This window comes from Noviluteimonas caseinilytica (assembly GCF_018406605.1).
Taxonomy (GTDB): Bacteria; Pseudomonadota; Gammaproteobacteria; order Xanthomonadales; family Xanthomonadaceae; genus Noviluteimonas; species Noviluteimonas caseinilytica.
On record NZ_AP024545.1, the window covers coordinates 127,857 to 152,563 of the forward strand.

General features: G+C 69.3%; 25 protein-coding genes, 1 tRNA gene and 1 pseudogene. 14 read left to right on the forward strand and 13 right to left on the reverse strand.

All coding sequences use genetic code 11. The annotated features are described in order from the left end of the window. Positions 1-6 precede the first annotated feature (6 nt). The 3 genes from yidD to LYSCAS_RS00680 all read left to right on the forward strand — a co-directional run bounded on the left by yidD (position 7) and on the right by LYSCAS_RS00680 (position 2,542). The gene (gene yidD / locus LYSCAS_RS00670) at positions 7-225 is read left to right on the forward strand and encodes a membrane protein insertion efficiency factor YidD (protein ID WP_213435136.1); all 219 of its coding nucleotides are present in this window, start codon (positions 7-9) and stop codon (positions 223-225) included. Positions 226-248: 23 nt separating this feature from the next. Beyond that, positions 249-1,610: a dihydroorotase gene (locus LYSCAS_RS00675; RefSeq protein WP_213435137.1), complete on the forward strand. Its 1,362-nt coding sequence runs from the start codon at positions 249-251 to the stop codon at positions 1,608-1,610. 77 nt (positions 1,611-1,687) lie between these two features. Next, positions 1,688-2,542: a M23 family metallopeptidase gene (locus LYSCAS_RS00680; RefSeq protein ID WP_213435138.1), complete on the forward strand. Its 855-nt coding sequence runs from the start codon at positions 1,688-1,690 to the stop codon at positions 2,540-2,542. On the opposite strand, the gene folE2 is transcribed toward LYSCAS_RS00680, so the two are convergent. From folE2 to efp, 7 genes are all read right to left on the reverse strand, one after another. After that, on the reverse strand, positions 2,539-3,462 hold the full coding sequence (folE2, locus tag LYSCAS_RS00685; protein ID WP_213435139.1) for a GTP cyclohydrolase FolE2: 924 nt from the start codon (positions 3,460-3,462) through the stop codon (positions 2,539-2,541). The two genes, LYSCAS_RS00680 and folE2, sit on opposite strands and share 4 nt — an antisense overlap. Positions 3,463-3,621: 159 nt before the next feature. Continuing rightward, positions 3,622-4,344 carry a phytoene/squalene synthase family protein gene (locus LYSCAS_RS00690; protein WP_213435140.1) on the reverse strand — a complete coding sequence of 241 codons (723 nt, stop codon included), beginning with the start codon at positions 4,342-4,344 and terminating at the stop codon, positions 3,622-3,624. Beyond that, complete coding sequence (locus tag LYSCAS_RS00695) at positions 4,332-5,021, reverse strand: phosphoglycolate phosphatase (protein ID WP_213435141.1); 690 nt, start codon at positions 5,019-5,021, stop codon at positions 4,332-4,334. Before LYSCAS_RS00695 ends, LYSCAS_RS00690 begins: the two co-directional genes overlap by 13 nt. Next, complete coding sequence (gene ubiG / locus LYSCAS_RS00700; RefSeq protein ID WP_213435142.1) at positions 5,018-5,749, reverse strand: bifunctional 2-polyprenyl-6-hydroxyphenol methylase/3-demethylubiquinol 3-O-methyltransferase UbiG; 732 nt, start codon at positions 5,747-5,749, stop codon at positions 5,018-5,020. Before ubiG ends, LYSCAS_RS00695 begins: the two co-directional genes overlap by 4 nt. Before the next feature lie 14 nt (positions 5,750-5,763). Then, a complete protein-coding gene (locus LYSCAS_RS00705) occupies positions 5,764-7,095 on the reverse strand; it encodes a TRZ/ATZ family hydrolase (RefSeq protein WP_244858613.1) in 1,332 nt (443 codons plus the stop codon). Further along, positions 7,092-7,313 (reverse strand): hypothetical protein, encoded by a 222-nt coding sequence (locus LYSCAS_RS00710; protein ID WP_213435143.1) that lies wholly within the window; start codon positions 7,311-7,313, stop codon positions 7,092-7,094. The genes LYSCAS_RS00705 and LYSCAS_RS00710 overlap by 4 nt, the downstream gene beginning before the upstream one ends. A gap of 34 nt (positions 7,314-7,347) precedes the next feature. Then, the gene (gene efp / locus LYSCAS_RS00715; RefSeq protein WP_213435144.1) at positions 7,348-7,914 is read right to left on the reverse strand and encodes an elongation factor P; all 567 of its coding nucleotides are present in this window, start codon (positions 7,912-7,914) and stop codon (positions 7,348-7,350) included. Between the two features lie 88 nt (positions 7,915-8,002). On the opposite strand from efp, the gene epmB reads away from it, so the two are divergent. Beyond that, positions 8,003-9,019 (forward strand): EF-P beta-lysylation protein EpmB, encoded by a 1,017-nt coding sequence (gene epmB / locus LYSCAS_RS00720; protein ID WP_213435145.1) that lies wholly within the window; start codon positions 8,003-8,005, stop codon positions 9,017-9,019. 162 nt (positions 9,020-9,181) lie between these two features. Then, positions 9,182-11,260 carry an EAL domain-containing response regulator gene (locus tag LYSCAS_RS00725; protein ID WP_213435146.1) on the forward strand — a complete coding sequence of 693 codons (2,079 nt, stop codon included), beginning with the start codon at positions 9,182-9,184 and terminating at the stop codon, positions 11,258-11,260. A 49-nt stretch (positions 11,261-11,309) separates the two neighbouring features. On the opposite strand, the gene htpX is transcribed toward LYSCAS_RS00725, so the two are convergent. Then, positions 11,310-12,215, reverse strand: coding sequence for a protease HtpX (gene htpX / locus LYSCAS_RS00730; RefSeq protein ID WP_213435147.1), 906 nt, complete (start codon positions 12,213-12,215; stop codon positions 11,310-11,312). 74 nt (positions 12,216-12,289) lie between these two features. Between htpX and gluQRS the strand changes: the two genes are divergently transcribed. The 4 genes from gluQRS to phbB (LYSCAS_RS00750) all read left to right on the forward strand — a co-directional run bounded on the left by gluQRS (position 12,290) and on the right by phbB (LYSCAS_RS00750) (position 15,526). Beyond that, positions 12,290-13,192 (forward strand): tRNA glutamyl-Q(34) synthetase GluQRS, encoded by a 903-nt coding sequence (gluQRS, locus tag LYSCAS_RS00735; RefSeq protein WP_213435148.1) that lies wholly within the window; start codon positions 12,290-12,292, stop codon positions 13,190-13,192. Positions 13,193-13,221: 29 nt separating this feature from the next. Next, complete coding sequence (gene phbB, locus LYSCAS_RS00740; RefSeq protein WP_213435149.1) at positions 13,222-13,962, forward strand: acetoacetyl-CoA reductase; 741 nt, start codon at positions 13,222-13,224, stop codon at positions 13,960-13,962. A gap of 178 nt (positions 13,963-14,140) precedes the next feature. Next, the gene (gene phaR, locus LYSCAS_RS00745; protein WP_213435150.1) at positions 14,141-14,629 is read left to right on the forward strand and encodes a polyhydroxyalkanoate synthesis repressor PhaR; all 489 of its coding nucleotides are present in this window, start codon (positions 14,141-14,143) and stop codon (positions 14,627-14,629) included. A 156-nt stretch (positions 14,630-14,785) separates the two neighbouring features. Next, positions 14,786-15,526 carry an acetoacetyl-CoA reductase gene (phbB, locus tag LYSCAS_RS00750; protein ID WP_213435151.1) on the forward strand — a complete coding sequence of 247 codons (741 nt, stop codon included), beginning with the start codon at positions 14,786-14,788 and terminating at the stop codon, positions 15,524-15,526. A gap of 65 nt (positions 15,527-15,591) precedes the next feature. Here the strand turns inward: phbB (LYSCAS_RS00750) and LYSCAS_RS00755 are convergent, their stop codons facing one another. Together LYSCAS_RS00755 and LYSCAS_RS00760 are read right to left on the reverse strand one after the other, a co-directional pair. Continuing rightward, positions 15,592-16,491 carry a M48 family metallopeptidase gene (locus LYSCAS_RS00755; protein WP_213435152.1) on the reverse strand — a complete coding sequence of 300 codons (900 nt, stop codon included), beginning with the start codon at positions 16,489-16,491 and terminating at the stop codon, positions 15,592-15,594. Between the two features lie 28 nt (positions 16,492-16,519). After that, entirely contained in the window at positions 16,520-18,364 is a 1,845-nt protein-coding gene (locus LYSCAS_RS00760; RefSeq protein WP_213435153.1) for a formylglycine-generating enzyme family protein, read from the reverse strand. Positions 18,365-18,490: 126 nt separating this feature from the next. Here LYSCAS_RS00760 and rnd point away from each other — a divergent pair, with 126 nt between their 5' ends. Next, a complete protein-coding gene (gene rnd / locus LYSCAS_RS00765) occupies positions 18,491-19,606 on the forward strand; it encodes a ribonuclease D (protein ID WP_213435154.1) in 1,116 nt (371 codons plus the stop codon). Positions 19,607-19,612: 6 nt separating this feature from the next. Here the strand turns inward: rnd and LYSCAS_RS00770 are convergent, their stop codons facing one another. Beyond that, positions 19,613-20,242 (reverse strand): response regulator transcription factor, encoded by a 630-nt coding sequence (locus LYSCAS_RS00770; protein WP_213435155.1) that lies wholly within the window; start codon positions 20,240-20,242, stop codon positions 19,613-19,615. Positions 20,243-20,264: 22 nt separating this feature from the next. On the opposite strand from LYSCAS_RS00770, the gene LYSCAS_RS00775 reads away from it, so the two are divergent. Beyond that, positions 20,265-21,815 (forward strand): histidine kinase, encoded by a 1,551-nt coding sequence (locus LYSCAS_RS00775; RefSeq protein WP_213435156.1) that lies wholly within the window; start codon positions 20,265-20,267, stop codon positions 21,813-21,815. 221 nt (positions 21,816-22,036) lie between these two features. Then, entirely contained in the window at positions 22,037-23,107 is a 1,071-nt protein-coding gene (locus LYSCAS_RS00780) for a serine hydrolase domain-containing protein (protein WP_213435157.1), read from the forward strand. Here the strand turns inward: LYSCAS_RS00780 and LYSCAS_RS00785 are convergent. Together LYSCAS_RS00785 and LYSCAS_RS00790 are read right to left on the reverse strand one after the other, a co-directional pair. After that, a complete protein-coding gene (locus tag LYSCAS_RS00785) occupies positions 23,104-23,811 on the reverse strand; it encodes a M15 family metallopeptidase (RefSeq protein ID WP_407075150.1) in 708 nt (235 codons plus the stop codon). The genes LYSCAS_RS00780 and LYSCAS_RS00785 overlap by 4 nt on opposite strands. A 52-nt stretch (positions 23,812-23,863) precedes the next feature. Continuing rightward, the gene (locus LYSCAS_RS00790; RefSeq protein WP_213435158.1) at positions 23,864-24,172 is read right to left on the reverse strand and encodes a hypothetical protein; all 309 of its coding nucleotides are present in this window, start codon (positions 24,170-24,172) and stop codon (positions 23,864-23,866) included. Between the two features lie 111 nt (positions 24,173-24,283). On the opposite strand from LYSCAS_RS00790, the gene LYSCAS_RS00795 reads away from it, so the two are divergent. Together LYSCAS_RS00795 and LYSCAS_RS16130 are read left to right on the forward strand one after the other, a co-directional pair. After that, positions 24,284-24,359, forward strand: a tRNA-Ala gene (locus LYSCAS_RS00795). Positions 24,360-24,501: 142 nt separating this feature from the next. Continuing rightward, positions 24,502-24,699: pseudogene (locus LYSCAS_RS16130) on the forward strand (Arm DNA-binding domain-containing protein); the annotation flags it as partial. Positions 24,700-24,707 lie beyond the last annotated feature (8 nt).

Consider the following 24,707-nt stretch of genomic DNA (forward strand, 5'->3'; position numbering starts at 1 on the left):
CGCACCGTGATCGACCGTCTGCTCATCGGCTGCCTGCGCGCCTACAAGCGCTGGATCAGCCCGTTGCTCGGCCCGCGCTGCCGATTCGCACCCACGTGTTCGGAGTACGCGATGGAAGCCGTGGCACGCTACGGTGCCCTGCGCGGCAGCTGGCTCGCCGCGCGCCGCGTCGCGCGCTGCCATCCCTTCCACCCCGGCGGGCACGATCCCGTGCCGCCACGCTGATCCGCATTCAGAAGGAACTCCGCATGCCCCCCATCGCGAGCAAGCCCACGCTGATCGTCAACGCCCGCCTCGTCAGCGACGGCCGCGAATTCGAATCCGACCTGCGCATGGAGAACGGGCGCATCGCGCAGATCGGCACCGGCCTGTCCGCGCGCGAAGGCGAACACGTCGTGGATGCCGCCGGGCGCCGCGTGCTGCCCGGGATGATCGACGACCAGGTGCACTTCCGCGAACCGGGCATGGAATACAAGGCGGACATCGCCACCGAGTCCGCGGCCGCGGTGGCCGGCGGGCTCACCAGCTTCATGGACATGCCCAACACCAACCCGCCCACGCTGGACGCGGCGGCGCTGGAAGACAAGTACGCGCGCGCCGCGGGACGGGCACGCGCCAACTATGGCTTCTACATGGGCGCCAGCAACGACAACCTGGAAGCGGTGAAGGCGATCGATCCGCTGCGCACGCCGGGCGTGAAGGTGTTCATGGGCGCCTCCACCGGCAACATGCTGGTCGACAACCCGGAGACCCTGGACGCGATCTTCAAGTACGCGCCCACGCCGATCATCACGCACTGCGAAGACACGCCGATGATCGACGCCACCCTGGCGCAGTTCAAGGCGCGCTTCGGCGACGACATCCCGGCCGAATTCCACGCCGACATCCGCTCGCGCCAGGCGTGCATGAAGTCCACGCTGCTCGCGCTGGAGCTGGCCCGCCGCAACGATTCGCGCCTGCACGTGCTGCACATCAGCACCGCCGACGAGCTGGCCCTGTTCGAACGCGGCCCGCTCATCCGCGGCGACGGCACGCGCAAGCGCATCACCGCCGAAACCTGCATCCACTTCCTGCGCTTCGACCGCGCCGATTACGCGACGCTCGGGCACCTGATCAAGTGCAATCCGTCGATCAAGGAAGCCAGCGATCGCGAGGCGTTGATCGCCGCGGTCGCCGAGGACGTGATCGACGTGCTGGCAACGGACCATGCGCCGCACACGCTCGAAGAGAAGTCACGCCCCTACACCGGCGCGCCGAGCGGCCTGCCGCTGGTGCAGTACGCGCTGGTCGCGGCGCTGGAACTGGTGCGCGAAGGCAAGCTCACCACCGCGCAGGTGGTGCAGAAGGTGTCGCATGCGCCGGCGCAGTTGTTCGACGTGGCGCAGCGCGGGTTCCTGCGCGAAGGCTTTGCTGCGGACATCGTGCTGATCGACGACACGCCGTTCACCGTGCGCCGCGAGGACGTGCTGTCGAAGTGCGGCTGGTCGCCGTTCGAAGGCCGCACGTTCCATTCGCGCATCGGCGCCACGTGGGTGAATGGCGAACTGGTGTGGGACGGCAGCCAACTGGCGGGGACGCCGAACGGGCAGAGGCTGGAATTCGCGCGGTGAGGTCGATGGCGCGTCATTCCCGCGAAGGCGGGAAACCGGGGCTTCGTCGCGCTTCGTGGATTCCCGCCTTCGCGGGAATGACGGCTTTGTTGCTTTCAGGCTGCGCTTCCAATCCGGGCACCGGCGCGGTCATCACGCCGCCGACGACGCACGCGCGCACGACCTACGTGCTCCCGGACGAAGTCCAGCAAGGCGCCCTCGTCATCGGCCACACGCATCCCGACGCGCGCGTCGAATATGCCGGACGCGTGGTGCGCGTCGCGCCGGATGGCACGTTCGCGATCGGCGTGGCGCGCGATGCGCCCGCCTCGATCGTCGTCGCGATCACGCCGCCGTCGTCGGCGCCCATCGAACACCGCATCACCGTCACGCCGCGCGATTTCCCGGTCGAACGCATCACCGGCGTGCCGCCGCAAACCGTGTCGCCGCCGCCGGAGATCGCCGCGCGCATCGAACGCGAACAGGCCGCCGTCGCCGCCGCGCGCACGCGCGACGATGCGCGCAGCGATTTTGCACAGGCCTTCATCTGGCCGGTGCGCGGCCGCATCAGCGGACGCTTCGGCAACCGGCGCGTGTACGTCTTGAAGGACGGCACGGACGTCCCGCAGGCGCCGCATTCGGGCATGGACATCGCGGCGCCCACGGGCACGCCGGTGCTGGCGCCAGCGGCGGGCATCGTCACGTTCGCGGCCACCGACCTCTATCTCACCGGCGGCACGCTGCTGCTCGACCACGGCCACGGCGTGAGTTCGAATTTCCTGCACCTGTCGCGCATCGATGTGCACGTGGGCGATCGCGTCGCGCAGGGCCAGGTGATCGGCGCCGTCGGCGCGACCGGGCGCGCGAGCGGGCCGCACCTGCATTGGGGCATGAACTGGTTCGAGGTGCGGATCGATCCGCTGCTGGTGCTGGGGGACGACGCGACGCGTTAAGCGTGCGCGCCCGACACCCGCGCCACCGCATCGTGCGGGTGCAGGCTTTCGAAGTGCGCTACGCGCACGTCCCAGCGTTCGACGCGCGCATCGCTGGCCAGCGCGGCCGCCACGCGGCGCGCGGCGTCCTCGCAGAACATCAGGTTGGCGGCGTTGAGTTCGGCGAAGGCCTGTTCGTCCTCGCGCTTCACCGCCGTCTGCACCGGCGTGCCGAGCGCGGCTTCCACCGCATCGACGAGCGGGAGCAGCGGGAGTTCGTCGAAGGCCGGGCGCAAGGTCACGCGCACGTCGGCGCGGCTGCGCTGTGCGTGCGGCGTGGCGGCCAGGCCGCGTTCGGACGCAAGCCATTCGCCCACGACCTGCGGCGACAACGGGCGCGCGGCGGCGAAGTCTTCGTTGAAGCGATCGGCGTTGCGCTGGCGCGAGAGCGCAGCCGACGCGGGGCACGTGCTCGAATACTCGACGGCGAAGCCGAGCACGAGCTGCAGGTGGCCGTCGGCGAGTTCGGCGTCGATCGACACGGGGTAGCGCTTCCAGCCCAGGTGTCCGCTCGCCAGCGCGGGACGCTGCAGCAGATGGTCGTAGCGGACCTGCAGGCGCGCGCGCGTCGACAGGCCAGCCTGCGAATCGATGAAGCCCTGCAGCACGCGGCGCAGGCCCGGCGCGGTGATCGCTTCGCGCGCGAAGGCCTGCTGCAACTGCAGGTACAGGCGCGACATGTGGATGCCGCGCGCGTCGGCATCGCGCAGGTCCACGGCGACATCGACATCGGCGGCGACCTGCACGGTCGCGCCTTCCGCGTCATGCACGCGCACCGGCACCGCGACGCGATCCATGCCCACCCAGTCGAGCGGGCGTGCGAGCGCAGCCGCTTCGAAGGCGACATCGGGGAGCTGGGCGGGGCCTTGCGTGGAGGACATCGGGGGTTCGCCGGGGGAATGCGAAGGCGCGCATTGTAGCGGCGCGGCGAGCGGGGCCGTGTCGACGCGGCCGGAACAGGTCATTCCCGCGAAGGCGGGAATCCAGGCCGACGCGCCCATCGGATCGATGGGTTCCCGCCTTCGCGGGAACGACGAGCGCTAGCGCCTTGCGGCGCGCCAGCTTGCACCCAGTGCTCGCCAGGCCGGCAGCGGCGTCGCGGGGGCCGCGCCCTTCGAGAATCCGAGCAGGCGCTTGCGCAGCAACGTGGCGTAGAGGCGCCCCGCCACCGCGCCTTCGTGCGGGATGGGCCAGCGATTCCACAATTCGCGCGCCCAGGTCCGCGGCGCATCCGGCGCCGACGCGAAGGCTTGCGGCACCGCGCCTGCATCCAGCAGGAAGAGTTGTTCCGCCAGCAGGCCTGCGACGACGCTCGGCACCGGGGCCGCGTCCGACGGCGAGGCGAACAGCCGCGTGGAGATCGACGACAGCGCTTGCGCATGCGGCACGAGGCGCGCGAACGCTTCGTCTTCGTTGGCGGCACGCTGGCGCGATGCGGCCAGCGACGCCAGGCTCGCGCCCAGGTCGCCCCACGGCGCGGCTTCGCGCTGCAACACGTTGCCCAGCGGATGGCGGCGCATGCCGCGCGCCCAGCCCTGCAGTTCTTCGGCCCACCACGCGAGCTTCGCTTCGCCGGGGCGCGGATCGGCGCCGCCCCACGCGGCTTGCACCAGTTCGCTGCGCAAGGCGAACCACGCCTGCGCGCGCTCGCGATGCATGAACGGCACGAAGGGTTCGGCGAAGGTCCACTCGGGCCAGTGCGCGCGCCACTTTTCCAGCGCGCTGTCGACCGCCGGATCGCGCACGGGCATCACGCCGGCCACGCAGCGGCGTCCAGCAACTGGCGCGGCGTTTCGACGAGCACGTCGCCCTGCCACGCTTGCGGATCGTCTTCGTCCAGGCGATAGCCCCACAGCGCGACGACCGAACGCATGCGCGCAGCACGCGCGGCGGCGATGTCGCGTTCGTCGTCGCCGACGTACACGCAATCGGCGGGCGCGACGCCCATCGCGTCGGCCGCGTGCAGCAACGGCAGCGGATGCGGCTTGCGCTGCGGCAGCGTGTCGCCGCCGATCAGCACGGCGCAGCGCGTTTCCCAGCCGAGCAGCGGCATCAGCTTGCGCGCGAGGTATTCGGGTTTGTTGGTGACGATGCCCCACGCGCAGCCGTCGGCTTCGAGCGCGGCGAGCATCTCCGCGACGCCGTCGAACAGTTCGCCGTGGTGGCCGAGTTCGCGTTCGTAGATTTCGAGGAACTCGGGGATCCAGCCGTTGCGCTCGTCGGCATCGACATCGGGGAATGCGGCCGCGGCCATCGCGCGCGCGCCTTTCGACACGACCGGGCGCAACGCGTCCATCGCCATCGGGCCGCGTCCGCGCGCGGCGCGCATCGCGTTCACCGTGGCGAGCATGTCCGGCGCGCTGTCGAGCAGCGTGCCGTCCAGGTCGAACAGCACGGCGCGCGGGAAGCGGGGCGCGCTGGCTTGCTGCGATGCACTCATCCGGGCTTCCGGGCGCACGCCAGGTAATTCACGTCCGTGCGGCGGCCGATGCGCGCGGCATTGCGCCAGGGTTCGTACAGCAGGCCGCTGACGTCCTCGAGTTCGAGGCCGGCGGCGCGCAGCCACGCCGAGAGTTCGGACGGCTTGATGAAATCGCGGTACTGGTGCGTGCCCTTCGGCAGGATGCGCGCGACGTATTCCGCGCCGACGATCGCCAGCGCGAATGCGGCCGGCGTGCGGTTGAGCGTGGAGACGAACAGGCGGCCGCCGGGCTTGAGCATCGCTGCGCACGCGGACAGCACGGCGCCGGGATCCGGCACGTGCTCGAGCATTTCCATGCAGGTGATCGTGTCGAACGCTGCGGGCATGTCGGCCGCCAGCGTTTCGGCGGCGACTTCGCGATAGTCCACGCGCACGTTGGTTTCCAGGCCGTGGAGGCGCGCGACCTTCAGCAGGTCGGGCGCAAGGTCGATCGCGACCACATCGGCGCCCGCCGCGGCCATCGCTTCGCTCAGCAAGCCCGCGCCGCATCCGACGTCGAGCACGCGCGTGCCGGGCAGCGGCGCGCGTTCGGCGACGTAGGCCAGGCGCGCGGGATTCAGCGCGTGCAACGCCTTCTGCGGACCTTCGGGATCCCACCAGCGATGCGCGAGCTCGTTGAAGCGATCGAGTTCGGCCTGGCGGAAGTTGTCGGACGAAGGGTTGTCGTCGCGCGCTGCGTCTTGCATGCCGGGCTCCTGCGTCACGCCGTGCGTACCGTGGCGATGCGGTCGCGCCACTGGCGCGCGTTGGCGACGAGCGCATCGGTGTCCATGTCCACGAGGATGCGCTTGTCGAGCTTGCGCTGCCCCGCGATCCACACGTCGCTGACCTGGTGGCGGCCGCACGCGTACACGAGCTGCGACACCACGTGGTGCAAAGGTTGGGTTTCGAGCGCGCCGAGGTCGACGAGCACGAGGTCGGCCTGCTTGCCGGTTTCGATCGAGCCGACGAGATGGTCGAAGCCCATCGCCTTCGCACCACCGAGCGTCGCGGCGCGCAAGGCGGCGAACGCATCCAGCGCGGATGCGTCTTCGCCGACGCCCTTCGCCAGCAACGCCGCGGTGCGCAGCTCGCCGAACATGTCGAGGTCGTTGTTGCTCGCTGCGCCATCGGTGCCGATGGCAAGGTTGATGCCGGCGTGCGTGATCTTCGCGACCGGGCAGAAGCCGGAGGCGAGCTTGAGGTTGGATTCCGGGCAGTGCGCGATGCTCACGCCGCGTTCGGCGCACAGCGCGATTTCCGCGTCGGTGAGCTGCGTCATGTGCACGGCGATCAACCGATCGTTGACCAGGCCGAGGCGATCCAGCCGCGCGAGCGGACGCTGGCCGTGCTGCGCCTGCGATTCGGTCACTTCGTGCGCGGTTTCGTGCACGTGGCAGTGCACCGGCACGTCGAGCTGGTCGGACAGCATGCGGATGCGTTCGAAGTTCGCGTCCGACACGGTGTACGGCGCGTGCGGCGCGAACGCGGTGGCCACCAGCGGATCGTTGCGCCACTGGTCGTGCACTTCGCCGGCGCGGTGGAAATATTCGTCCGACGTGCGCGCCCACGCGGTGGGGAAGTCGATGACGGGCAGGCCGACGCGCGCGCGGAAACCGAACTTGCGGTACGTCGCGGCCTGCACGTCGGGGAAGAAATAGTTTTCGTTGCAGCACGTGGTGCCGCCGCGCAGCATCTCGGCGATCGCGAGCGACACGCCATCGGCAACGAAATCCGGCCCGATCACCGCGCCCTCGATCGGCCAGATGTGGCCCTGCAGCCAGTCCATCAGCGGCAGGTCGTCGGCGACGCCGCGCAGCAGCGTCATCGGGTTGTGCGTGTGCGCGTTGACCAGGCCCGGGATCAGCGCGGCATCGGGGCGCGAGACGACTTCGCGCGCTTCGAAGCGTTCGCGCGCGGCGTCGATGGGCAGGATCGCGACGATCGCGCCGTCGCGCACGGCGACGGCATGGCGCTCGAGCACCACGCCGTGCGGGACGACCGGGACGACGTGGCCGGCTTCGACCAGCAGGTCGCAGGCTTCGCGCGTCACCAGACGCCGAACCCGAGCGCGTAGGTGAGCCCGAACGCGCCGGCCCCGAACAGCAGCCACGCCAGGATCATCAGGCGCAGCGATTCGCCGTAGGACAGCGTGCGCACCTGGCCGGGGAAGATCCGCGGCAGGGTGCTGTTCCACAGCCACAGCACCGCGCCGGCGGCCAGCAGCACGCCGACCAGCCACACCGCCAGGTACGCGGCGGGCGAATCCATGCCTTCGATCATGTTGGGCGCGGGCTGGGTCACATCACTTCACGCGGCTGACGTATTCGCCCGAACGCGTGTCGACCTTGATGATCTCTTCGTTGCCGACGAACAGCGGCACGCGGACCACCGCGCCGGTCTCGAGCGTGGCCGGCTTGCCGCCGCCGCCCGAGGTGTCGCCGCGCACGCCCGGATCGGTCTCGACGATCTTCAGTTCGACGAAGTTGGGCGGGGTGACCATGATCGGCGAGCCGTTCCACAGCGTGACCACGCATTCCTCTTCGCCCTTGAGCCACTTCTCCGCGCCGCCCATGCCGGCCTTGTCGGACTGGACCTGCTCGAAGGATTCCTGGTTCATGAAATGCCAGTACTCGCCGTCGGCGTAGAGGTACTGCATGTCGGTGTCGACCACGTCGGCCTGTTCCACGCTGTCGGTGGCCTTCATCGTCATTTCGACGACGCGGCCCGACTTGATGCTGCGGTACTTCACGCGGGTGAACGCCTGGCCCTTGCCCGGCTTGACGTATTCGGTGTCGATGATGATGCAAGGGTCGTTGTTGACCAGGATCTTCTGTCCGGTCTTGACGTCGTTCATGCCTAGCGTGGCCACGGTGGTGCTCCTGTTGCGAATGTGTGCGAGGGCCGGCCGGGCCGCGATCGGCGGCTAGAATGGCGGGCTCTGAAGCGACTAGCCCGGCATGATACCCGCCCCACCCCTTCCCCTGCAGCCGCTGCCTGCCCCCGCCGGCTGGCAACGGCAATTGCGCGATGCGGTCCGCGACCCGCGGGAACTGCTGTCGATGCTCGGGCTGGAGGCGCTGTCGGCGCGGATCTCCGATGCGGCCGCAGCGCAGTTCCCGCTGCGGGTGCCGCGGGCGTTCGTGGCGCGCATGCGGGCCGGCGATCCGCGCGATCCGCTGCTGCGGCAGGTGCTGCCGCTGGATGACGAGGACCGCCTGGTCCCCGGCTTCGGCCTGGATGCCGTCGGCGACCTCGCCGCGCGCACCGCGCACGGCGTGCTGCAGAAGTACCGGGGGCGCGCGTTGCTCGTCGCCACGGGGAGTTGCGCGGTGCATTGCCGCTACTGCTTCCGCCGCCATTTCGACTACGCCGGCGACACCGCGGCGGCGAACGGTTGGCGCGAGGCCGTGGCCCGCATCGCGGAAGATCCGGGCGTGGAGGAAGTGATCCTGTCCGGCGGCGATCCGTGGACGCTGGCCACCCACAAGCTGGCCGAACTGACCGATGCACTGGCCGCGATCCCGCACCTGCGCCGCCTGCGCGTGCACACGCGCCTGCCGATCGTGCTGCCCGCGCGCGTGGACGCCGACCTCGTCGCCTGGCTGCGCGCCCTGCCCTGGCCGGTGACGGTGGTGGTGCACGCCAACCACGCCCATGAATTCGATGGCGAGGTGGACGAAGCCCTCGCGCGCCTGCGCGAGGCCGGCGCGCTGCTCCTCAACCAGGCCGTGCTGCTGCACGGGGTCAACGATTCGGTGGACGCACTGGCCGCGCTTTCCGAGCGGGGCCTGGCCGCCGGCGTGCTGCCCTACTACCTGCACCAGTTGGACCGGGTGCAGGGCACGGCCCATTTCGAGGTCGACGACGCCACCGCGATCGCCCTGCACCGGGCCCTCGCCGCGCGGGTGTCGGGGTACCTCGTGCCGCGCCTGGTCCGTGAACTGCCCGGCGATCCGGGCAAGCGACCCCTCTGAACGGACGCGGGCGCATGGACCGCAAGCCACCATTCGTGCCATAAGTGCATCCGTTCGTCGTCGGGAAACGTTTGCATGGGCGTGAGCCCTGCGAACCACCCCGCGACCGTCGTCCCGCCGAAGGAGAGGCGGACCGGGCCGACCCGATCAAGAGAGAGACGGATGCGAGTCAAACAGGACAGCGTGCTGCGGCTGCTGATCGTCGACGACAGTGTCGAAGCAGCGGAGGCCATCGCCAGTGGCCTGCGCAATGCCGGCATCGCCGTGCGCGCAGCGCGCCCCGAATCCGAGGCCGAGCTGCCCGCCCTGCTGGGCGGCGCGCTCGACATCGCCATCGTCGCCCGCGAAGCCAAGTCGCCCACGCTGGCGGCGGTCATGCAGGCGCTCGATGCCAGCGGCAAGGACGTGCCCGTGCTGATGGTGGTCGACACCGTCGACGACACCACCCTGCTGCAGGCCCAGGAACGCGGCGTGCGCGGCCTGGTGCTGCGCGGCCGGGCGCCGCACCTGCTCGGCACCGTGCGCGCCGAATGGGCCGACCTGGAAGCGCGTCGCGCGCAGCGCCTGCTCGAAGCGCAGGTGCGCGAGACCGAACGCCGCTGCGACGCACTCATCGAATCCTCGCGCGACCCCATCGCCTACGTGCACGAAGGCATGCACATCCGCGCGAACGCGGCGTACCTGGAGATGTTCGGCTTCGACGACTTCGAGGACCTCGAAGGCATGTCGCTGCTCGACCTGGTCGCGTCCAAGGACGTGGCCGACTTCAAGACGCTGCTCAAGAAGCTGTCGAAGGGCGAGACGCCCCCGCCGCGCTACGAACTGGAAGCGCGCGACCAGGAAGGCAACAGCTTCCCGGCGGTCATGGAATTCACGCCCGCCTTCTACGAAGGCGAGCCGTGCGTGCAGATCGTGTTCCGCCGCCAGGAAACCGACCCCGAACTCGCGCGGGAAGTCGAAGAGCTGCGCCAGCGCGACCAGGCGACCGGCCTGCTCAACCGTGCCACGTTCCTGCAGACCCTCGAGACCGCGGTGGCCGGCACGGCGCAGAGCGGCGCGCACCACGCGTTGCTGCTGGTGGAGCCCGATCACTTCGTCAAGCTGCTGCAGGAAATCGGCCTGGCGGCGGCGGACGACCTGATCGCCGCGCTCGCCGACCGCCTGCGCAGCGCGTTGCGCGACGACGACGTCGCGGCGCGCTTCGGCGAACACCAGTTCGCGGTGCTGTCGCGCAACAGCGACCACCAGAGCACGGTGGAGCTGGCCGAACGCATGCGCTCGGCGTTCGCCGACCACGTGTTCGCGGTGGGCGAGCGTTCGCTCAGCGCCACGGTGAGCATCGGTGGCGTGCAGATCGGCGAGAAGATCGCTTCGGTGACGCAAGTGCTCGCCAAGGCGAGCCAGGGCGTGCAGTCGTCGGTGGGCGTGGGCGGCAACCGCGCCGACATCTTCGACCCGGGCGCGGTGGATCGCGCGGAAGAAGAACGCATGCGCGCGTGGGTCGAGCGCATCCGCACGGCGGTGGACGGCGATGGCTTCGTGCTGCATTACCAGCCGGTCATCAGCCTGCACGGCGACGAAGGCGAAACCTACGAATCGCTGCTGCGCCTGCGCGGCGCGAACGAAGGCGAGCTGGTGCCGCCGCAGATGTTCCTGCCGATCGCCGAAGAGCACGGCCTGCTGTGGGAAATCGACCGCTGGGTGGTGGGCCGCGCGATCCAGGTGATCGCCGAGCGCGCGCGCCTGCGGAAAGAAACCACGATGCTGGTCAAGATCACCCAGGCCTCGCTGCAGGACGACACGCTGGCGCGCTACATCGGCGAACAGCTGGCCGTGCACAAGGTGCCGGGCTCGCGCCTGGTGCTGCAGTTGCCGGAGTCCAAGGTGTTCACGCACCTCAAGCAGGCCCAGGCGTTCCGCGCCGCGGTGGCCGCCTTCGGCACGCGCGTGGGGCTGGAGCAGTTCGGCACGGGCCTCAACTCGTTCCAGCTGATGCAGCACTTCGAACCGGCGCTGGTGAAGATCGATCGCGCCTTCATCCAGGACCTGGCGTCCAACCCGGAAAACCAGGCGAAGATCCGCGAGATGAGCGCGCGCGTGGCGGAAACGGGTGCGCAGACCATCGCCGAGTTCGTGCAGGACGCCGGCAGCATGACGTTCCTGTTCTCCAGCGGCGTGGATTTCGTGCAGGGGCATTTCCTGGCAGCCGCGGGTCCCGAGATGGATTACGAATTCCAGTAATCCATCGCACGCTGCAACGAAAAAGCCCGCCTTCCGGCGGGCTTCTTGTTTACGCGACGACACCCTGTCGCACGTCGCCGGAATTCGGCTGCCAGTTCCGCAGCGCTTCGATGCGTTCCTCCAGCGGCGGATGGCTGAGGAACAGGCGCTTCAACCCGTGCCCCACGCCGCCGCTGATGCCGAACGCGGCCACCTGCTTCGGCAGCGTGCTCGCGCCGTAGGTCTGCGACAGGCGCTGCAACGCGGCGACCATCTTGTCGCGGCCGGCCAGCGTGGCGCCGCCGGCGTCGGCGCGGAATTCGCGATGACGCGAGAACCACATCGCGATCATGCTGGCGAACAGGCCGAACACCATGTCGAGCACGAACACGGTGACGAAATAGCCGATGCCGCCACCGCCGCTGTCGCGACCGCCGCTGAGGTAGCCGTCGATCACGCGGCCGACCACGCGCGAAAGCACGATCACGAAGGTGTTCAGCACGCCCTGCAGCAAGGCCATCGTGACCATGTCGCCGTTGGCGACGTGGCTGACTTCATGGCCCAGCACCGCTTCGGCTTCGTCGCGCTCCATGGCGCGCAGCAGGCCGGTGGAGACGGCGACCAGCGCCTTGTTGCGGTTGGCGCCGGTGGCGAAGGCGTTGATTTCCGGCGCGTCGTAGACGGCGACTTCCGGCATGCCGATGCCGGCGGCCTGCGCCTGGCGGCGCACGGTGTCGACGAGCCAGCGTTCGGTTTCGTTGCGCGGCTGGTCGATGACGTGGGCGCCGGTGGTGCGCTTGGCGATCCACTTCGACGACAGCAGGGAGATGATCGACCCGCCGAAACCGAAGACCGCGGCCATCACCAGCAGGCCGGCCATGCTCGAGGGATTGAGGCCCAGCACCGACATCACGATGCTCAACAGCGCGAGGACGGCGAGGTTGGTGGCGAGGAACAGGGCGACGCGCTTGAACATGGCGGGGGTCCTGGCCGCCGGGGGTCGCGGCCGTGGTCGAAAACTGAGGCGCGGGCCGGTTAAATTCAAGTCGAATGTTCACCGACACCCACGTCCGCGGGCGCTTCGCGCCCTCGCCCACCGGCCCGCTGCATCCGGGGTCGCTGCTGGCTGCGCTCGGCAGTTGGTTGTTCGCGCACCATGCGCGGGGCGCGTGGCTGGTGCGCGTGGAGGACATCGATCCGCCGCGCGAACAGGCGGGCGCGATCGACCACCAACTGCGCACCCTCGCCGCCTTCGGCTTCACGCCGGACGAGGCCGTGCTGTACCAGTCGACGCGCGATGCCGCCTACGCCGAGGCGCTCGGGCAACTCATCGATGCCGGCACCGCGTTCGAATGCTGGTGCAGCCGCACCGACCTTGCGCCCGCCGGCGGTATCCACCACGCCTGCGTAGCGGGCCCGCAGCCCGGCCGCACGCCCGCGGTGCGGCTGCGCGTGCCGGCGGGGACGCACGTTGCGTTCGACGACGCGATCCAGGGTCGCGTGGTGCAGGACGTCAGCGCGGAGGTCGGCGATTTCGTGCTGCGTCGCGCCGATGGCTTGTGGGCTTACCAGCTCGCCGTGGTCGTCGACGACGCCGCGCAAGGCATCACCGACATCGTCCGCGGCGCCGACCTGCTCGACTCCACGCCGCGGCAGATCGTCCTCCAGCGCGCGCTCGGCCTGCCGACGCCGCGCTACGCGCATTTGCCGCTGGTCGTCGACGACGCAGGCCGAAAGCTCTCGAAATCGCAGGCGGCCTTGCCGATCGATGCGGCCGATCCGCTCCCGGCCTTGCGCTTCGCGTGGGCCGCGCTCGGCCAGTCGCCGGCCGCACTGGCCGATTGCGCCTCGCCAGGGGCTGCATTGGCGGCCGCACTGGTCGAGTTCGATCCCTCACGCATCCCTTCGCGCTCCATTGCACTGCACAACGCCACTGTCGCATCCGACGCCTAGACTCGGGCGAACTGCAAAGGGAGAGGCACATGAGCGCAAAAATAGCGTTGGTGACAGGCGGCACGGGCGGGATCGGCACGGCCATCTGCAAGCGGTTGGCGCTCGCCGGCCACCGCGTGGCGACCAACTACCGCAATGAAGAGAAAGCCCGCGAGTGGCAGGAAAAGCTGCGCGGCGAAGGCCTGGACATCGCGCTGGCGAAGGGCGACGTGGCCTCGGCCGACGATGCCGCCGCGATGGTCCAGGAGGTCGAACGCCAGCTCGGGCCCGTCGACATCCTGGTGAACAACGCGGGCATCACGCGCGACACCACCTTCCACAAGATGACCTCGCAGCAGTGGACCGAGGTGATCTGCACCAACCTCAATTCCTGCTTCAACGTCACGCGCCCGGTGATCGAAGGCATGCGCGCCCGCAAGTGGGGCCGCATCGTGCAGATCGCCTCGATCAACGGCCAGAAGGGCCAGTACGGCCAGGCCAACTACGCCGCCGCGAAGGCCGGCATGCACGGCTTCACGATCTCGCTGGCGCAGGAGAACGCGAAGTTCGGCATCACCGTCAACACCGTTTCGCCCGGCTACATCGGCACCGACATGGTCATGGCCGTGCCGGAGGACGTGCGCAACAAGATCGTCGCGCAGATCCCGACCGGCCGCCTCGGCGAGCCCGACGAGATCGCCTACGCCGTGTCGTTCTTCCTGCCGGACGAAGCCGGCTGGATCACCGGCGCCAACCTGTCCGCCAACGGCGGCCAATACATGGGTTGGTAATCGGCGCCTGCCTCCTCCCCCGCCGCGCGGGGGAGGTCGGGAGCGGGCCACGCGGCTTCGCTAAACCCCGTCCAACCGCCCGTTCACGATGATGACCTGAGGCTCTTGACAGGGTTATTGCATTCCGCTGCTGCACTGCGCCATGCTCGGCTCCGCGTTCCTCGGGGGTCGACCGCACATGCCAGTCCGCGTCATCAAGAAATATCCGAATCGCCGTCTGTACGACACGCGCATCTCCAGCTACATCACGATCGAAGACGTGCGCCAGCTCATCGTCGATGGCGAAGAGTTCGAAGTGCGCGACGCCAAGACCGGCGATGACCTCACCCGCTGCGTGCTGCTCCAGATCATCTCGGAGCACGAGCAGGAGGGCGAGCCGATGCTGTCCACCCAGCTGCTCAGCCAGATCATCCGGTTCTACGGGGATTCGCTGCAGGGCTTCATGGGCAGTTACCTGGAACGCTCGATGACGATGTTCCTGGAACAGCAGCAGCAGTTCCGCCAGCAGATGAGCGGGCTGATCGGCCAGGCGCCGTGGACCATGCTCAACCAGCTGACCGAGAAGAACCTGGAGCTGTGGAAGGATTTCCAGCAGAACCTCGTCGGCGGGACCATGGGCCGCCCGGCGGCGCGCTCGGGGAAGGCCAAGGACGAGACGAAGGCCTGAATCCGGGGTGGGAACCGCAGAAAAGCCGCGATCGCGGCTTTTTTTTTGCCAGACCGCGACCCCGTCCGCGCGTCCCGCCACCCGCATTTGACGCACCACCGGCGCAGCGGCACCATCGCCTGCTGCACCGCACCAAACACCTTTCCTGGGGATGACATGAGCAAGCGCGTGGCCGTCGTGACCGGCGGCATCGGTGGTCTCGGCACCGAGATCTGCAAGACCCTCGCCCGTGCCGGGCGCACCGTGGTGGCGACCGACCTGGCCGCGCGCGAGGACCGCATCGCCGAGTTCCGCCGCGACGTCGAAGGCCTGGACATCCACTTCGAGCCCGGCAACGTCGGCGACTACGAAGCCTGCGGCGCGCTCGTGCGCAAGCTGGAGGCCGAACGCGGTTCGGTCGACATCCTCGTCAACGCCGCCGGCATCACGCGCGACACCACGCTGCGCAAGATGGAGCGCACCGACTGGGACGCCGTGCTGAACATCAACCTCGACGGCGTGTTCAACATGTGCCGCCACGTGGTCGATGGCATGACCTCGCGCGGCTTCGGGCGCGTGGTGAACATCAGCTCGGTCAACGGCCAGACGGGCCAGTTCGGCCAGACCAACTATTCGGCGGCGAAGGCCGGCATGCATGGCTTCACGATGGCGCTGGCGCGCGAAGTCGCGCGCAAGGGCGTCACGGTCAACAGCGTGTCGCCGGGCTACTGCGAAACGGCGATGGTAATGGCGGTGCCGGAAGAGGTGCGCACGAAGATCGTCGACGGCGTGCCGGTGGGCCGCCTGGGCAAGCCGAGCGAGATCGCGCGCACGGTGGAGTTCCTGACGCATGACGACGCGGGGTTCATTACCGGCGCGAACATCCCGGTCAACGGCGGTCTGTTCATGAGCTTCTGAGTTCGCCGAAACCCGGAAACAAAAAAGCCGCGGCACTGCCGCGGCTTTCTTTTTGCAGGCGGGTGTTACTTCGCCGACTCGCAGAACTTCGCCCGATACTCCATCGCCTTCGGCATCAGCGCCTGCAGGTTCTGGATGCGCGTGCCGGGATTGGGATGCGTCGACGAGAATTCCGGCGGCGCCTCGCCACCGCTCGCGGCATCCATGCGCTCCCACAGCGGGATCGCTTCGCGCGGATCGAAGCACGCGGCCGCGGCCAGCATCAGCCCCATCTCGTCCGCCTGCGTTTCCTGCTTGCGCGCATAGGGCAGCGCACGACCGTAGCCGTACACCGCCATCACCGCCTGCATCTGCGACTGGTCCATGCCGCTCATCGCGCCGGCCATCTGGCCGATCTGCGCGAGCTTCTGTTCCGTCATGCGCTGCGCCCCGTGGCGCAGCAACGCGTGCGTGATCTCGTGTCCCATCACGATCGCCATCGCGTTGTCGTTCTGCGCGACGGGGATCAGGCCGGTGTACACCGCCATCTTGCCGCCCGGCAGGCAGAACGCGTTGACCTGGTCGGACTGCAGCAGGTTGACGTCCCACTCGAACGTCTTCTCGATGTGCGGCGCCGTCAGGTTGTGTTCGGCCGCGAGCGCGTCCTCGACCTGCGGGATCTTCGCCACCAGGCGCTGCATGATCGCGCGCACGGCCTGCGCGTTCGGATCGCTGGGCGAAATGGGTTTCTCGGTCGTGAGCAGCTCTTCCCACGCCTGCAGGCCGAGCGCCTTTTCGTCCTCGGGCGAGATGTTCTTGTCGATCACCACCGCCTCGCCGGTCAGCGGATCGGTCGAGCGATTGGAGATCCAGTAGTACGCGGCGTACCCGGCGAACAGCAGCAACACCCACCAGCGGATGCCGCCGAAGCCGAAGCCGCGCCGTTGTCCGCCCTGTGCCTGGTTGCCGTACGGATCGATGGCCATCGCGTGCAATCTCCTTGTGTCGCGCGGCTCAGAGTTCTCGCACGAGGCGGAACCCGAGGCGCGCATTGGTGGTGTCACCGTCCGTCGACAGACGCCAGGCCGCCCGCACCTGCGCAGGTGCGCTCGCCCACGAGCCGCCGCGGATCACGCGCGTGCGGCAGCCCGGGTTGACCCAGGGTTGTCCGTCCGCGGGGGCGCGCCGATAGCCTTCGTGCCAGCAATCGGCCACCCACTCGCTGACGTTGCCGGCCAGGTCGTGAAGGCTGAATGCATTCGGCGCGAAGCTGGCCACCGGAGCCGGCCCCCACCACCCGTCCCCGTAGCCCTGGAAGGCGTTGCGCCACGTGCGGCCCGTCGGCGAGCGATCCAGCGAACCGGTGACGTTGCCCGCGCTGCGGGGCGGAATGCGCGAACGCCACGGCAGGCTGCCTTCGCTGCCCGCGCGCACGGCGTATTCGAACTGCGCCTCGCTCGGCAGCGCATAGCGCTCGCCGGTCTGCTGCGAGAGCCAGTGCGCGTACGCCTCGGCATCGCGCGCGCTCACGTGCAGGACGGGCATGTCGTCGCGCGCGATCGCGCCGTTGTAGTCGTGGCGCCAGTCCACGCCGCTGCGGCGCACCAGATTGCCGCTGCGTTCGTCGTACACGATCGAATGGCCGCGCCGCACCGCGCGGCTGCGATAGCCGGTGGCGTCGACGAAGCGGCGGAATTCGCCCACGGTGGTTTCGGTGCGCGCCATTGCGAAGCCGCGGTCGAAGCGCACGTAGTGCAGCGGGCGTTCGTTCGGCAACGCATCGGTTTCGCCATCGCGCGCGCCCATGCGGAATCCGCCGTGCGGCACGACGATCATCTGCGGGCCGCGCGCGCCGCTGCGCAACGCATCGGTGAACGCCTGGCCCGGCCGGAACAAGCCGTAGTGCGCGACCAGGTCGATGCGTTCGCGCAATTCCGTGGCGGCCGGATCGGCGGGCGGTGCGATGCGCAACACGTCCGACAGGATGCGGCGCGCCTGCGGCAGGCCGCCGTCGCGCATCAGCAAGGCGAGGCCCTGGTCGCGCAGCGTGTTGACGCGCTCGGTGCGCAATGCGCCGATGCGCAGGCGCGCGTCGGCGACGGTGGACATGCCGGGGCGGATGGGGGCTGCGTGCTGCAACCAGGTTTCGGCCTGCGCGAAATCCGACGTGGCCGCCGCGGTTTCCGCGCGCCGGATCAACGCGCTTTCCACCGCCGCGATGCCTTGCGCCGCGCGCGCATCGCCGGGGCGCTTGACGAGCGCTTCGCGGAAATACTGCAACGCACCGCGGGTGTCGCCTTCGCCGAGGCGATCGGCCTGGAGTTCGCGCTCGCCGCGATGATCGAGCTGCACGGACGCATCGGCGGCATCCACGCGCGAGAGATAGGCGCGCACGGTCGGTGCATCGGCTGCGGCCGTGCGCGCCACTTCGCCGACTTCGTGCGCGTGGCGCAGGCCGTTCGGATCGGTGTCCATGGCCGCGAGGGCCGCGTCGCCTTCGGCGAGCAGCATCGCGACGGCGCGTGCGTGGACGCGGGAGACTTCGGGATCGTCGGGGAGGCGCGCATGCAGCTCGATGAGCAACGGCATCGCGTCGCGATCGCCCCCGAAGAGCTTGCCGGCATCGAGCGCGGCGATGGCTTCGGCGAGCACCTTGGGTTCGTCGCCCACGGCGATCTGCACCGGCGCAGGTTGCCAGGCCGGCACCACCACGGCTTCGTCGCCCGAAATGGTGACCGTGGGATCGCGGCCCGCCGCTTCCGGCGCCGGCCCCTGCGCACCCTTGTCGCCACAGCCCGCCAGCAGCAACGCAAGGACCAGCGCGGCGATGGGGGAAGGCGTGCTGCGCGGGTGGGCCATGGAGCGTCCGGTGGCGTCGACGCGGCCGATGGTGGGCCATGGCGACGCGATCCGGCAACCGCCGGCGTTCGACAGTGCCCGCGGGGGACCGGTAGTCTGGCCGCCCGATCGTTTCGAAGTCCCTGCGTGCACCACTGGATCACCGACCCCGCCGACCTCGCCGCGCGCCTCGCGCACCGCCCCGCCCGCGTGGGCCTGGACACCGAATTCATCCGCGAACGCACCTACTGGCCGCAACTGGCCCTGGTGCAGATCGCCTACGCCGGCAACGCGGGCGACGGACGCAGCGACGACCAGACCATCCTGCTCGCCGACATGCTGGTGCCCGGCATGTGTGAAGCCCTCGCACCGCTCCTCGCCGATCCGAACGTGCTGAAGGTGATGCACAGCGCGAGCGAAGACATCGTGGCGCTCAAGCGCAGTTGCGGCGTGGCACCCTCGCCCTTGTTCGATACGCAGATCGCCGCGGGCATCGCGGGCGTCGGCGCGGGCATGGGCTACCAGCGCATCGTGCAGGACCTGCTGGGCGTGGCGCTGCAGAAGGGCGAGCAGCGCTCGGACTGGTTGCGCCGCCCGCTGACGGATTCGCAACGCCACTACGCCGCCGAGGACGTGGTGTACCTGGACGCGCTGTATCGCGAACTGTCGGCGCGCCTGGACACGCTGGGCCGCCGCGCGTGGCTGGAGGAAGACAGCGCGCGCCTCGCGCTCGGCGTGGACGAAGCCGGCGAACGCTGGCCCCACCTGGCGCTGCGCGCCGCGCAATTTCTCGACACCGACGCGCAGCATCGCCTGCTGCGCTTGCTGCGCTGGCGCGATGCGTATGCGCGCACGAGCGACCGGCCGCGCACCTGGATCCTCGACAACGAACTGGCCACCGCGCTCGCGCGCACGCCGCCGATCGACCGCGATGCATTGAAGCGCCACCTCGACACGATCCCGAAATCCCCGCGCAGCCTCGTCGATGCGCTGTGGACCGCATTGACGACGCCGCTGCCCGATGAAGCCGAAGCACCGTTGCCGCGCAGCGAAGAGCGCGACAAGCTCGCGCTGCGCAAGTTGCAGGACACCACCGCGGAAGTCTCGCGCGAACTCGGCCTGCCCGATGGCGTGCTCGCTTCGCGACGCTGGCTGGAAGCGCTGCTCGACGGCCACGACTGGCCCGGTGCGTTGTCGGGCTGGCGGCGCGCGCAACTCGAACCGCGGCTCAAGCCGCTGCTGGCGCCCTCGCCCGCGAACTGACGCCCGCTACGACACCAGCCCGCGTCGCTCCGCGAGCACGCGCAGCTGGTGGTCGGATTGCAGGTGGAGCTTGGCGTAGATGTTGGCGCGGTGCGCGTACGCCGTCTTGTTGCTGATGCCGATGGTCGCCGCCACGCGCGACACCGAATGCCCGCGCGCCAGCAGCAGGAACACCTGCGCTTCGCGGCTGGTGAGCTCCGGCAAACCCGCGGCTTCGTCGGTTTCCTCGTGGTTCTGCGCGCGCACGTCCTTGCCGAGGAAGCGCTCGCCGCGCCCCGCCGCGCGGATCGCATCCACCAGTTCGTCCGGCGCCGCGCGCTTGGTGACATAGCCGCGCGCCCCCGCCGACAACGCGTCCTGCACGTACAACGCGCCGTCATGCATGCTCATCACCACGATCGCCATGCCCGGCTTCTGCGCGAGCACGTGGCGGATCAGCACCAGGCCGTCGCCGTCGGGCAGCGAGAGGTCCATCACCAGCACGTCGCACGCCGCGGTGAGCAGCCACGCGGCGACTTCACGCGCGCTGCCGAGTTCGTCGGTGACTTCCCAGCCGGGCTCCATCTCCAGCAACTGTCGAAAGCCCGCGCGAACGATGGGATGATCGTCGACCAGCACGATGCGAAGAGGCGGCATGGGGACGGAATCCAGGAGCGGGATGCGCATTGAAACGCGGCGACCGGCCCAGCGTCCAATCCAGTGGTGGATGGCGCCCGCGTACATCGCGCTCTGGGCGGGGCTCTACCTGCTGTCGAGCATGCACTGGTTCCTGCCCGCCGGCCTGCGGCTGGCGGCGCTGTGGCTGATGCCGCGCCGCTGGTGGTGGGCGATCGCGCTGTGCGAAGCCGCGGCCATCGTGCTGGTCGCGCTGGCGCGCGGCACGTTCACCGATCCGGTGGCGCTGCTGCTCGCCGCGACCGTGCCGTGGTGCCTGTATGCGCTGATCGTGGGCACGTTCGCGCGCTCGCCCGGGCCCAGCCCCACGCCCGACACGATGATGCGGTTCCTGCTGTGCGGCATCGCGGCCTCGGTGGTCACGGCGGGCGCGCTGGTACTGATCAACCTGATGGACGACGGCGTGCTGCCGCAGCCGCCGGTCGCGATGCTCTACAGCTTCGCGGTGGGCGATTTCATCGGCATCCTGGTCGTCGCGTCGCTCGCGCGGACGTTGCTCGGACAACTCGGGCCGCAGCGCGTGCCGTGGCACGTCGTGTTCGGCGAAGGCTGGGTGCTGGCGCCGGTGCTGGTAGTGCTGGTGCTGTCGGCGCTCCCGCACCGGAACGTGCCGCTGTACCCGGTGATGCTGGCGATCTTCCCGTTGTTCTGGCTGTCGTTCCATTACGGATGGCGTGCGTGTTCGGTGGCCCTGGGCTTGTTGAGCGCCGCGGTGCACGGCTTGGGCGTGGGCACGCTCGGCAGCTCCTGGCCCTTGCCGCAACTGCAATTGCTGATTGCCGCATCCGGGTTCGCGGGCCTGTCGCTCGGCGTGTCCGGCGATGCGTTGCGCACGCAGGGCAAGGCGTTGAAGAACACGGTCGACATGCTCTCGTCGCGCACGCGCGCGTTGTCCGACACCGCCAATCGCCTGGTTTCGCAACAGGAAGAAGAACGCCGCCGCATCGGCGCGGAGCTTCACGACCAGCTCGGCCAGGACATGACCGCCATCGCCACGCGCCTGCGCCTGGTGGAGCGCACGCCGGACCAGGACGCGATGCGCGATGGCCTGCGCTCGATCGCCGACCTGGTCGGCGATGCGCACGAACACCTGCGCGAAGTGATCCAGGCCTTGCATCCGCTCGTGCTGCATCGCTTCGGCCTGGCGCGCGCTTTGTCGGAAGGCCCGATGCACGAACTCGCGCGCGACCACGGCATCACCTACCAGTGCACGATCGAAGGCAACGTGGACCGCGTGCCGCCGGAAGTGGCGACCGCGCTCTACCGCATCTGCCAGGAAGCCACGACCAACTGCGTGCGCCATGGATGCGGTGGCCGCATCGCCGTGCACCTCGCGGTGTGGGAACACGCGTCGGCGGCCGACGTGCACCTGCGCATCGAAGACGATGGCGGCGCGTTCGACCCGGGCAACGGCAAGGGACTGGGACTGCAGAACATCCACGATCGCGCGGATGCGATCGGTGCGGAGTACGTGTTCAACCCGGACTCGGGGTACCCGCGGCACCTGCTCGATGTGCGCGTGCCTGCGGGATAGGAAGCCGGCCTGCCGCTGATTCCCCCGAAACAGCCAGCAGGCCAGCCCTACCGCCCAGAACCGCCGCCGTCCGCAGCGGTTCGTTTCTCCAACGCGTACCAGGCTTTGGATCCAACGGGCGCGACGGCACTCGCGCTTGGGCAGGATCATCGCGCGCGGCGTGCCCGCCCCCCATCAGAAAATTTCTCGCATCCGGCTGCGTCGGAGGTAGCATCGCCTGAATGCGCCCCCTGCCCCGGATCGCCGCTGGATTCCTCGCCGCACTGGCCCTGGCCGGCTGCGCCTCCGCATCGCACGACACGGGGCCCGTCGACATGACGCGCGACATCGACGCACTGATGCGCGACTACGACGGCCACGTGCCCGGCGCCTCCGTGCTGGTGGTGCGCGACGGCGTGCCGATCGTGCGCCGCAGCTACGGCTTCGCCGACCTCGACGGCGAGGTGCGCGCCACGCCGGCCACCAATTACCGCCTCGCGTCGGTCAGCAAGCAGTTCACCGCCGCGTCGGTGTTGTTGCTGATGGAGGACGGCAAGCTGCGCCTGGACGATCCGGTGCGACGCTGGTTGCCCTCGCTGCCGGCGGCGGTGGATGCCGTGACGTTGCGCCACCTGCTCACGCACACCGCGGGGCTGATCGACTACGAAGACGTGATGGATCCGGCGAGCGACGTGCAGGTGCACGACGCGGATGTATTGAAGCTGCTCGAAGGCCAGCCGCGCACGTATTTCGCGCCGGGCACCGGGTATCGCTACAGCAACAGCGGCTATGCGCTGCTGTCGCTCGTGGTCGAGCGTGCGTCCGGGATGCGGTACGCGGATTTCCTGCGCACGCGCATCTTCGAACCTCTGGGGATGCGCAATACCGTCGCGTTCGAAGCGGGACGTTCGACCGTCGCCCATCGCGCGTTTGGCCACACCTTCCAGCAAGGCCGCTGGATGCGCACCGACCAGAGCACGACGAGCGCGGTGCTCGGCGATGGCGGGATCTATTCGTCGATCGACGACCTCGTGCACTGGGACGCCGCGATCCGCGAACAACGCCTGCTCAAGCCGGCGACGTGGGCGCAGGCCTTCACGCCCGCGACGAAAACCGACGAAGCGGACGTGCAATACGGCTTCGGGTGGCGGATCACCGGGGAGACGTTGTGGCATTCCGGCGAAACGGTCGGGTTCCGCAACGTGATCGTGCGCTATCCGGCGCGCAAGCTGACCGTGGTGGTGCTGACCAATCGCGACGATCCGGAGCCCTACGCCACCGCGAAGAAGATCGCCGCCTTGTACCTCGACTAACGCACGGGCACGTCGTACTGCGTGTCGGGCGTGGGTTCGGGCTGCAACGTGAAGTGCCACCACTCCATCGGGTAGTTGCGGAAGCCTCCGCGTGTCATCGCGTCGCCGAGCACGTGGCGATTGGCGCGCTGCGCGGGCGTGACCTTCGGCGAATCGGTGTTGGCGCTGGTGTCGAAGAAATCGAACGGCGTGCCCATGTCGAGCGGCGTGCACGCATCGTGTTCGCAGCGCAGCAGCGTGAGGTCGAGCGTCGCGCCGCGGCTGTGGCCCGAGGTGGGCGCGATGTAGTCGCCGCGCAGGCTGCGCTTGTCGAGCTGCGGATACCAGGCGGCTTTGGTGGCCGCATCGTCCGGCGTGTCGATCCACGCCATGAAATCGCGCACGGCGCGCACGGGGCGGTAGCAATCGAAGATGCGGAGGCGATAGCCCTGCGGGCGCAGCGCGGTTTCGACGCGGGCCAGCGCTTCGGCGGCGGGACGCAACAGGTAGCAGCGCGGCGCGTCGTAGCCATCGACCGGCGCGCCGGTGAAGTTGTGGTGGCCGGCGTAGCGGATGTCGAGGTCGATGTCGGGGACGAGGGCCTGGATCGAGACCAGGCCGGCGGCGTCGGGCGTGGTGGCCCTCGACGTCCGCGGCCCCGTCGCGGGCGGCGTGGCCGCACAGGCGCCGAGGCCCATGGCCAGCAGGCACATCGCAAGTCGCATCGTCGGTTCCCCATTCACGCCTGGCGAAACGGTAGCGCGTCCCGGCGTGCCCTTACAGCCGCTCCACCGGCGAGGCCCGCACCAGGATCTCGTCCTGCGCGAAGTCCGCCTCCAGCGATTGCCGGTACGCCGCCCACCACCCGTGGTCCAGCGCCTCGACCATCACTTCGAACAGCAGCACCTCGTCCCGCTCCATGTGCCCTGCATCGTCTTCCCACAGGCCCTGCGCCGGCGCGCGCATGTACGCCGTCACGCCGCCGAATTGATCCGCGAGCGCGCGCCGGACCGCATCGAAGCGCGCGCGCGGGAACGGCGTGCCCGAGGCGTCGTAGACGGGGAGCAGCAACTGGACCAGGTACATGGCGCCTCCGGTGGGGCCCCAGCAGGCCCAAACCCGCGTGCAGCCGGCGCGAATTCGCACCTTCCCCGCTTGGCAGTCACCGCCGCCGTCCGTATACTGCGCGCCTTTCGTGGGGCGGTAGCTCAGCTGGGAGAGCGTCGCGTTCGCAATGCGAAGGTCGGGAGTTCGATCCTCCTCCGCTCCACCACGATTTAAAGGCTCGCTTCGGCGAGCCTTTTCTTTTCAAGGACTTCCGTGCGCCGAGTGCGCCAACGCGGATGGTCCTTATCCGAACACGGATTCGCGGTGCTTCCTAGCGTGCACTTACACGTGCACTTACGAGGGATCACATGCGAGCTCAGCTCACCAAGCGCCTTATTCAGTCATCCCAGCCCCAAGAGCGCCCCTATGAGCTCAGGGACACTCAAGTACGAGGGTTGCTGTTGCGGGTGCAGCCTTCGGGGCACAAGGCTTGGATCATCGAGTGGACCCGGGGTAAGCGACGGACCCTCGGGGCACTGGGTCACCTGACACTCGATCAGGCGCGCGCACACGC

Coding starts and splice junctions, on each gene's coding strand:
- LYSCAS_RS00675 (WP_213435137.1), top strand. CDS start 249: ATGCCCCCCATCGCGAGCAAGCCCACGCTGATCGTCAACGCCCGCCTC.
- LYSCAS_RS00680 (WP_213435138.1), top strand. CDS start 1,688: ATGACGGCTTTGTTGCTTTCAGGCTGCGCTTCCAATCCGGGCACCGGC.
- folE2 (WP_213435139.1), bottom strand. CDS start 3,462: ATGTCCTCCACGCAAGGCCCCGCCCAGCTCCCCGATGTCGCCTTCGAA.
- LYSCAS_RS00695 (WP_213435141.1), bottom strand. CDS start 5,021: ATGAGTGCATCGCAGCAAGCCAGCGCGCCCCGCTTCCCGCGCGCCGTG.
- ubiG (WP_213435142.1), bottom strand. CDS start 5,749: ATGCAAGACGCAGCGCGCGACGACAACCCTTCGTCCGACAACTTCCGC.
- LYSCAS_RS00710 (WP_213435143.1), bottom strand. CDS start 7,313: ATGGATTCGCCCGCCGCGTACCTGGCGGTGTGGCTGGTCGGCGTGCTG.
- epmB (WP_213435145.1), top strand. CDS start 8,003: ATGATACCCGCCCCACCCCTTCCCCTGCAGCCGCTGCCTGCCCCCGCC.
- LYSCAS_RS00725 (WP_213435146.1), top strand. CDS start 9,182: ATGCGAGTCAAACAGGACAGCGTGCTGCGGCTGCTGATCGTCGACGAC.
- htpX (WP_213435147.1), bottom strand. CDS start 12,215: ATGTTCAAGCGCGTCGCCCTGTTCCTCGCCACCAACCTCGCCGTCCTC.
- gluQRS (WP_213435148.1), top strand. CDS start 12,290: ATGTTCACCGACACCCACGTCCGCGGGCGCTTCGCGCCCTCGCCCACC.
- phbB (WP_213435149.1), top strand. CDS start 13,222: ATGAGCGCAAAAATAGCGTTGGTGACAGGCGGCACGGGCGGGATCGGC.
- phaR (WP_213435150.1), top strand. CDS start 14,141: ATGCCAGTCCGCGTCATCAAGAAATATCCGAATCGCCGTCTGTACGAC.
- phbB (WP_213435151.1), top strand. CDS start 14,786: ATGAGCAAGCGCGTGGCCGTCGTGACCGGCGGCATCGGTGGTCTCGGC.
- LYSCAS_RS00755 (WP_213435152.1), bottom strand. CDS start 16,491: ATGGCCATCGATCCGTACGGCAACCAGGCACAGGGCGGACAACGGCGC.
- LYSCAS_RS00760 (WP_213435153.1), bottom strand. CDS start 18,364: ATGGCCCACCCGCGCAGCACGCCTTCCCCCATCGCCGCGCTGGTCCTT.
- LYSCAS_RS00770 (WP_213435155.1), bottom strand. CDS start 20,242: ATGCCGCCTCTTCGCATCGTGCTGGTCGACGATCATCCCATCGTTCGC.
- LYSCAS_RS00775 (WP_213435156.1), top strand. CDS start 20,265: ATGCGCATTGAAACGCGGCGACCGGCCCAGCGTCCAATCCAGTGGTGG.
- LYSCAS_RS00780 (WP_213435157.1), top strand. CDS start 22,037: ATGCGCCCCCTGCCCCGGATCGCCGCTGGATTCCTCGCCGCACTGGCC.
- LYSCAS_RS00785 (WP_407075150.1), bottom strand. CDS start 23,811: ATGCGACTTGCGATGTGCCTGCTGGCCATGGGCCTCGGCGCCTGTGCG.
- LYSCAS_RS00790 (WP_213435158.1), bottom strand. CDS start 24,172: ATGTACCTGGTCCAGTTGCTGCTCCCCGTCTACGACGCCTCGGGCACG.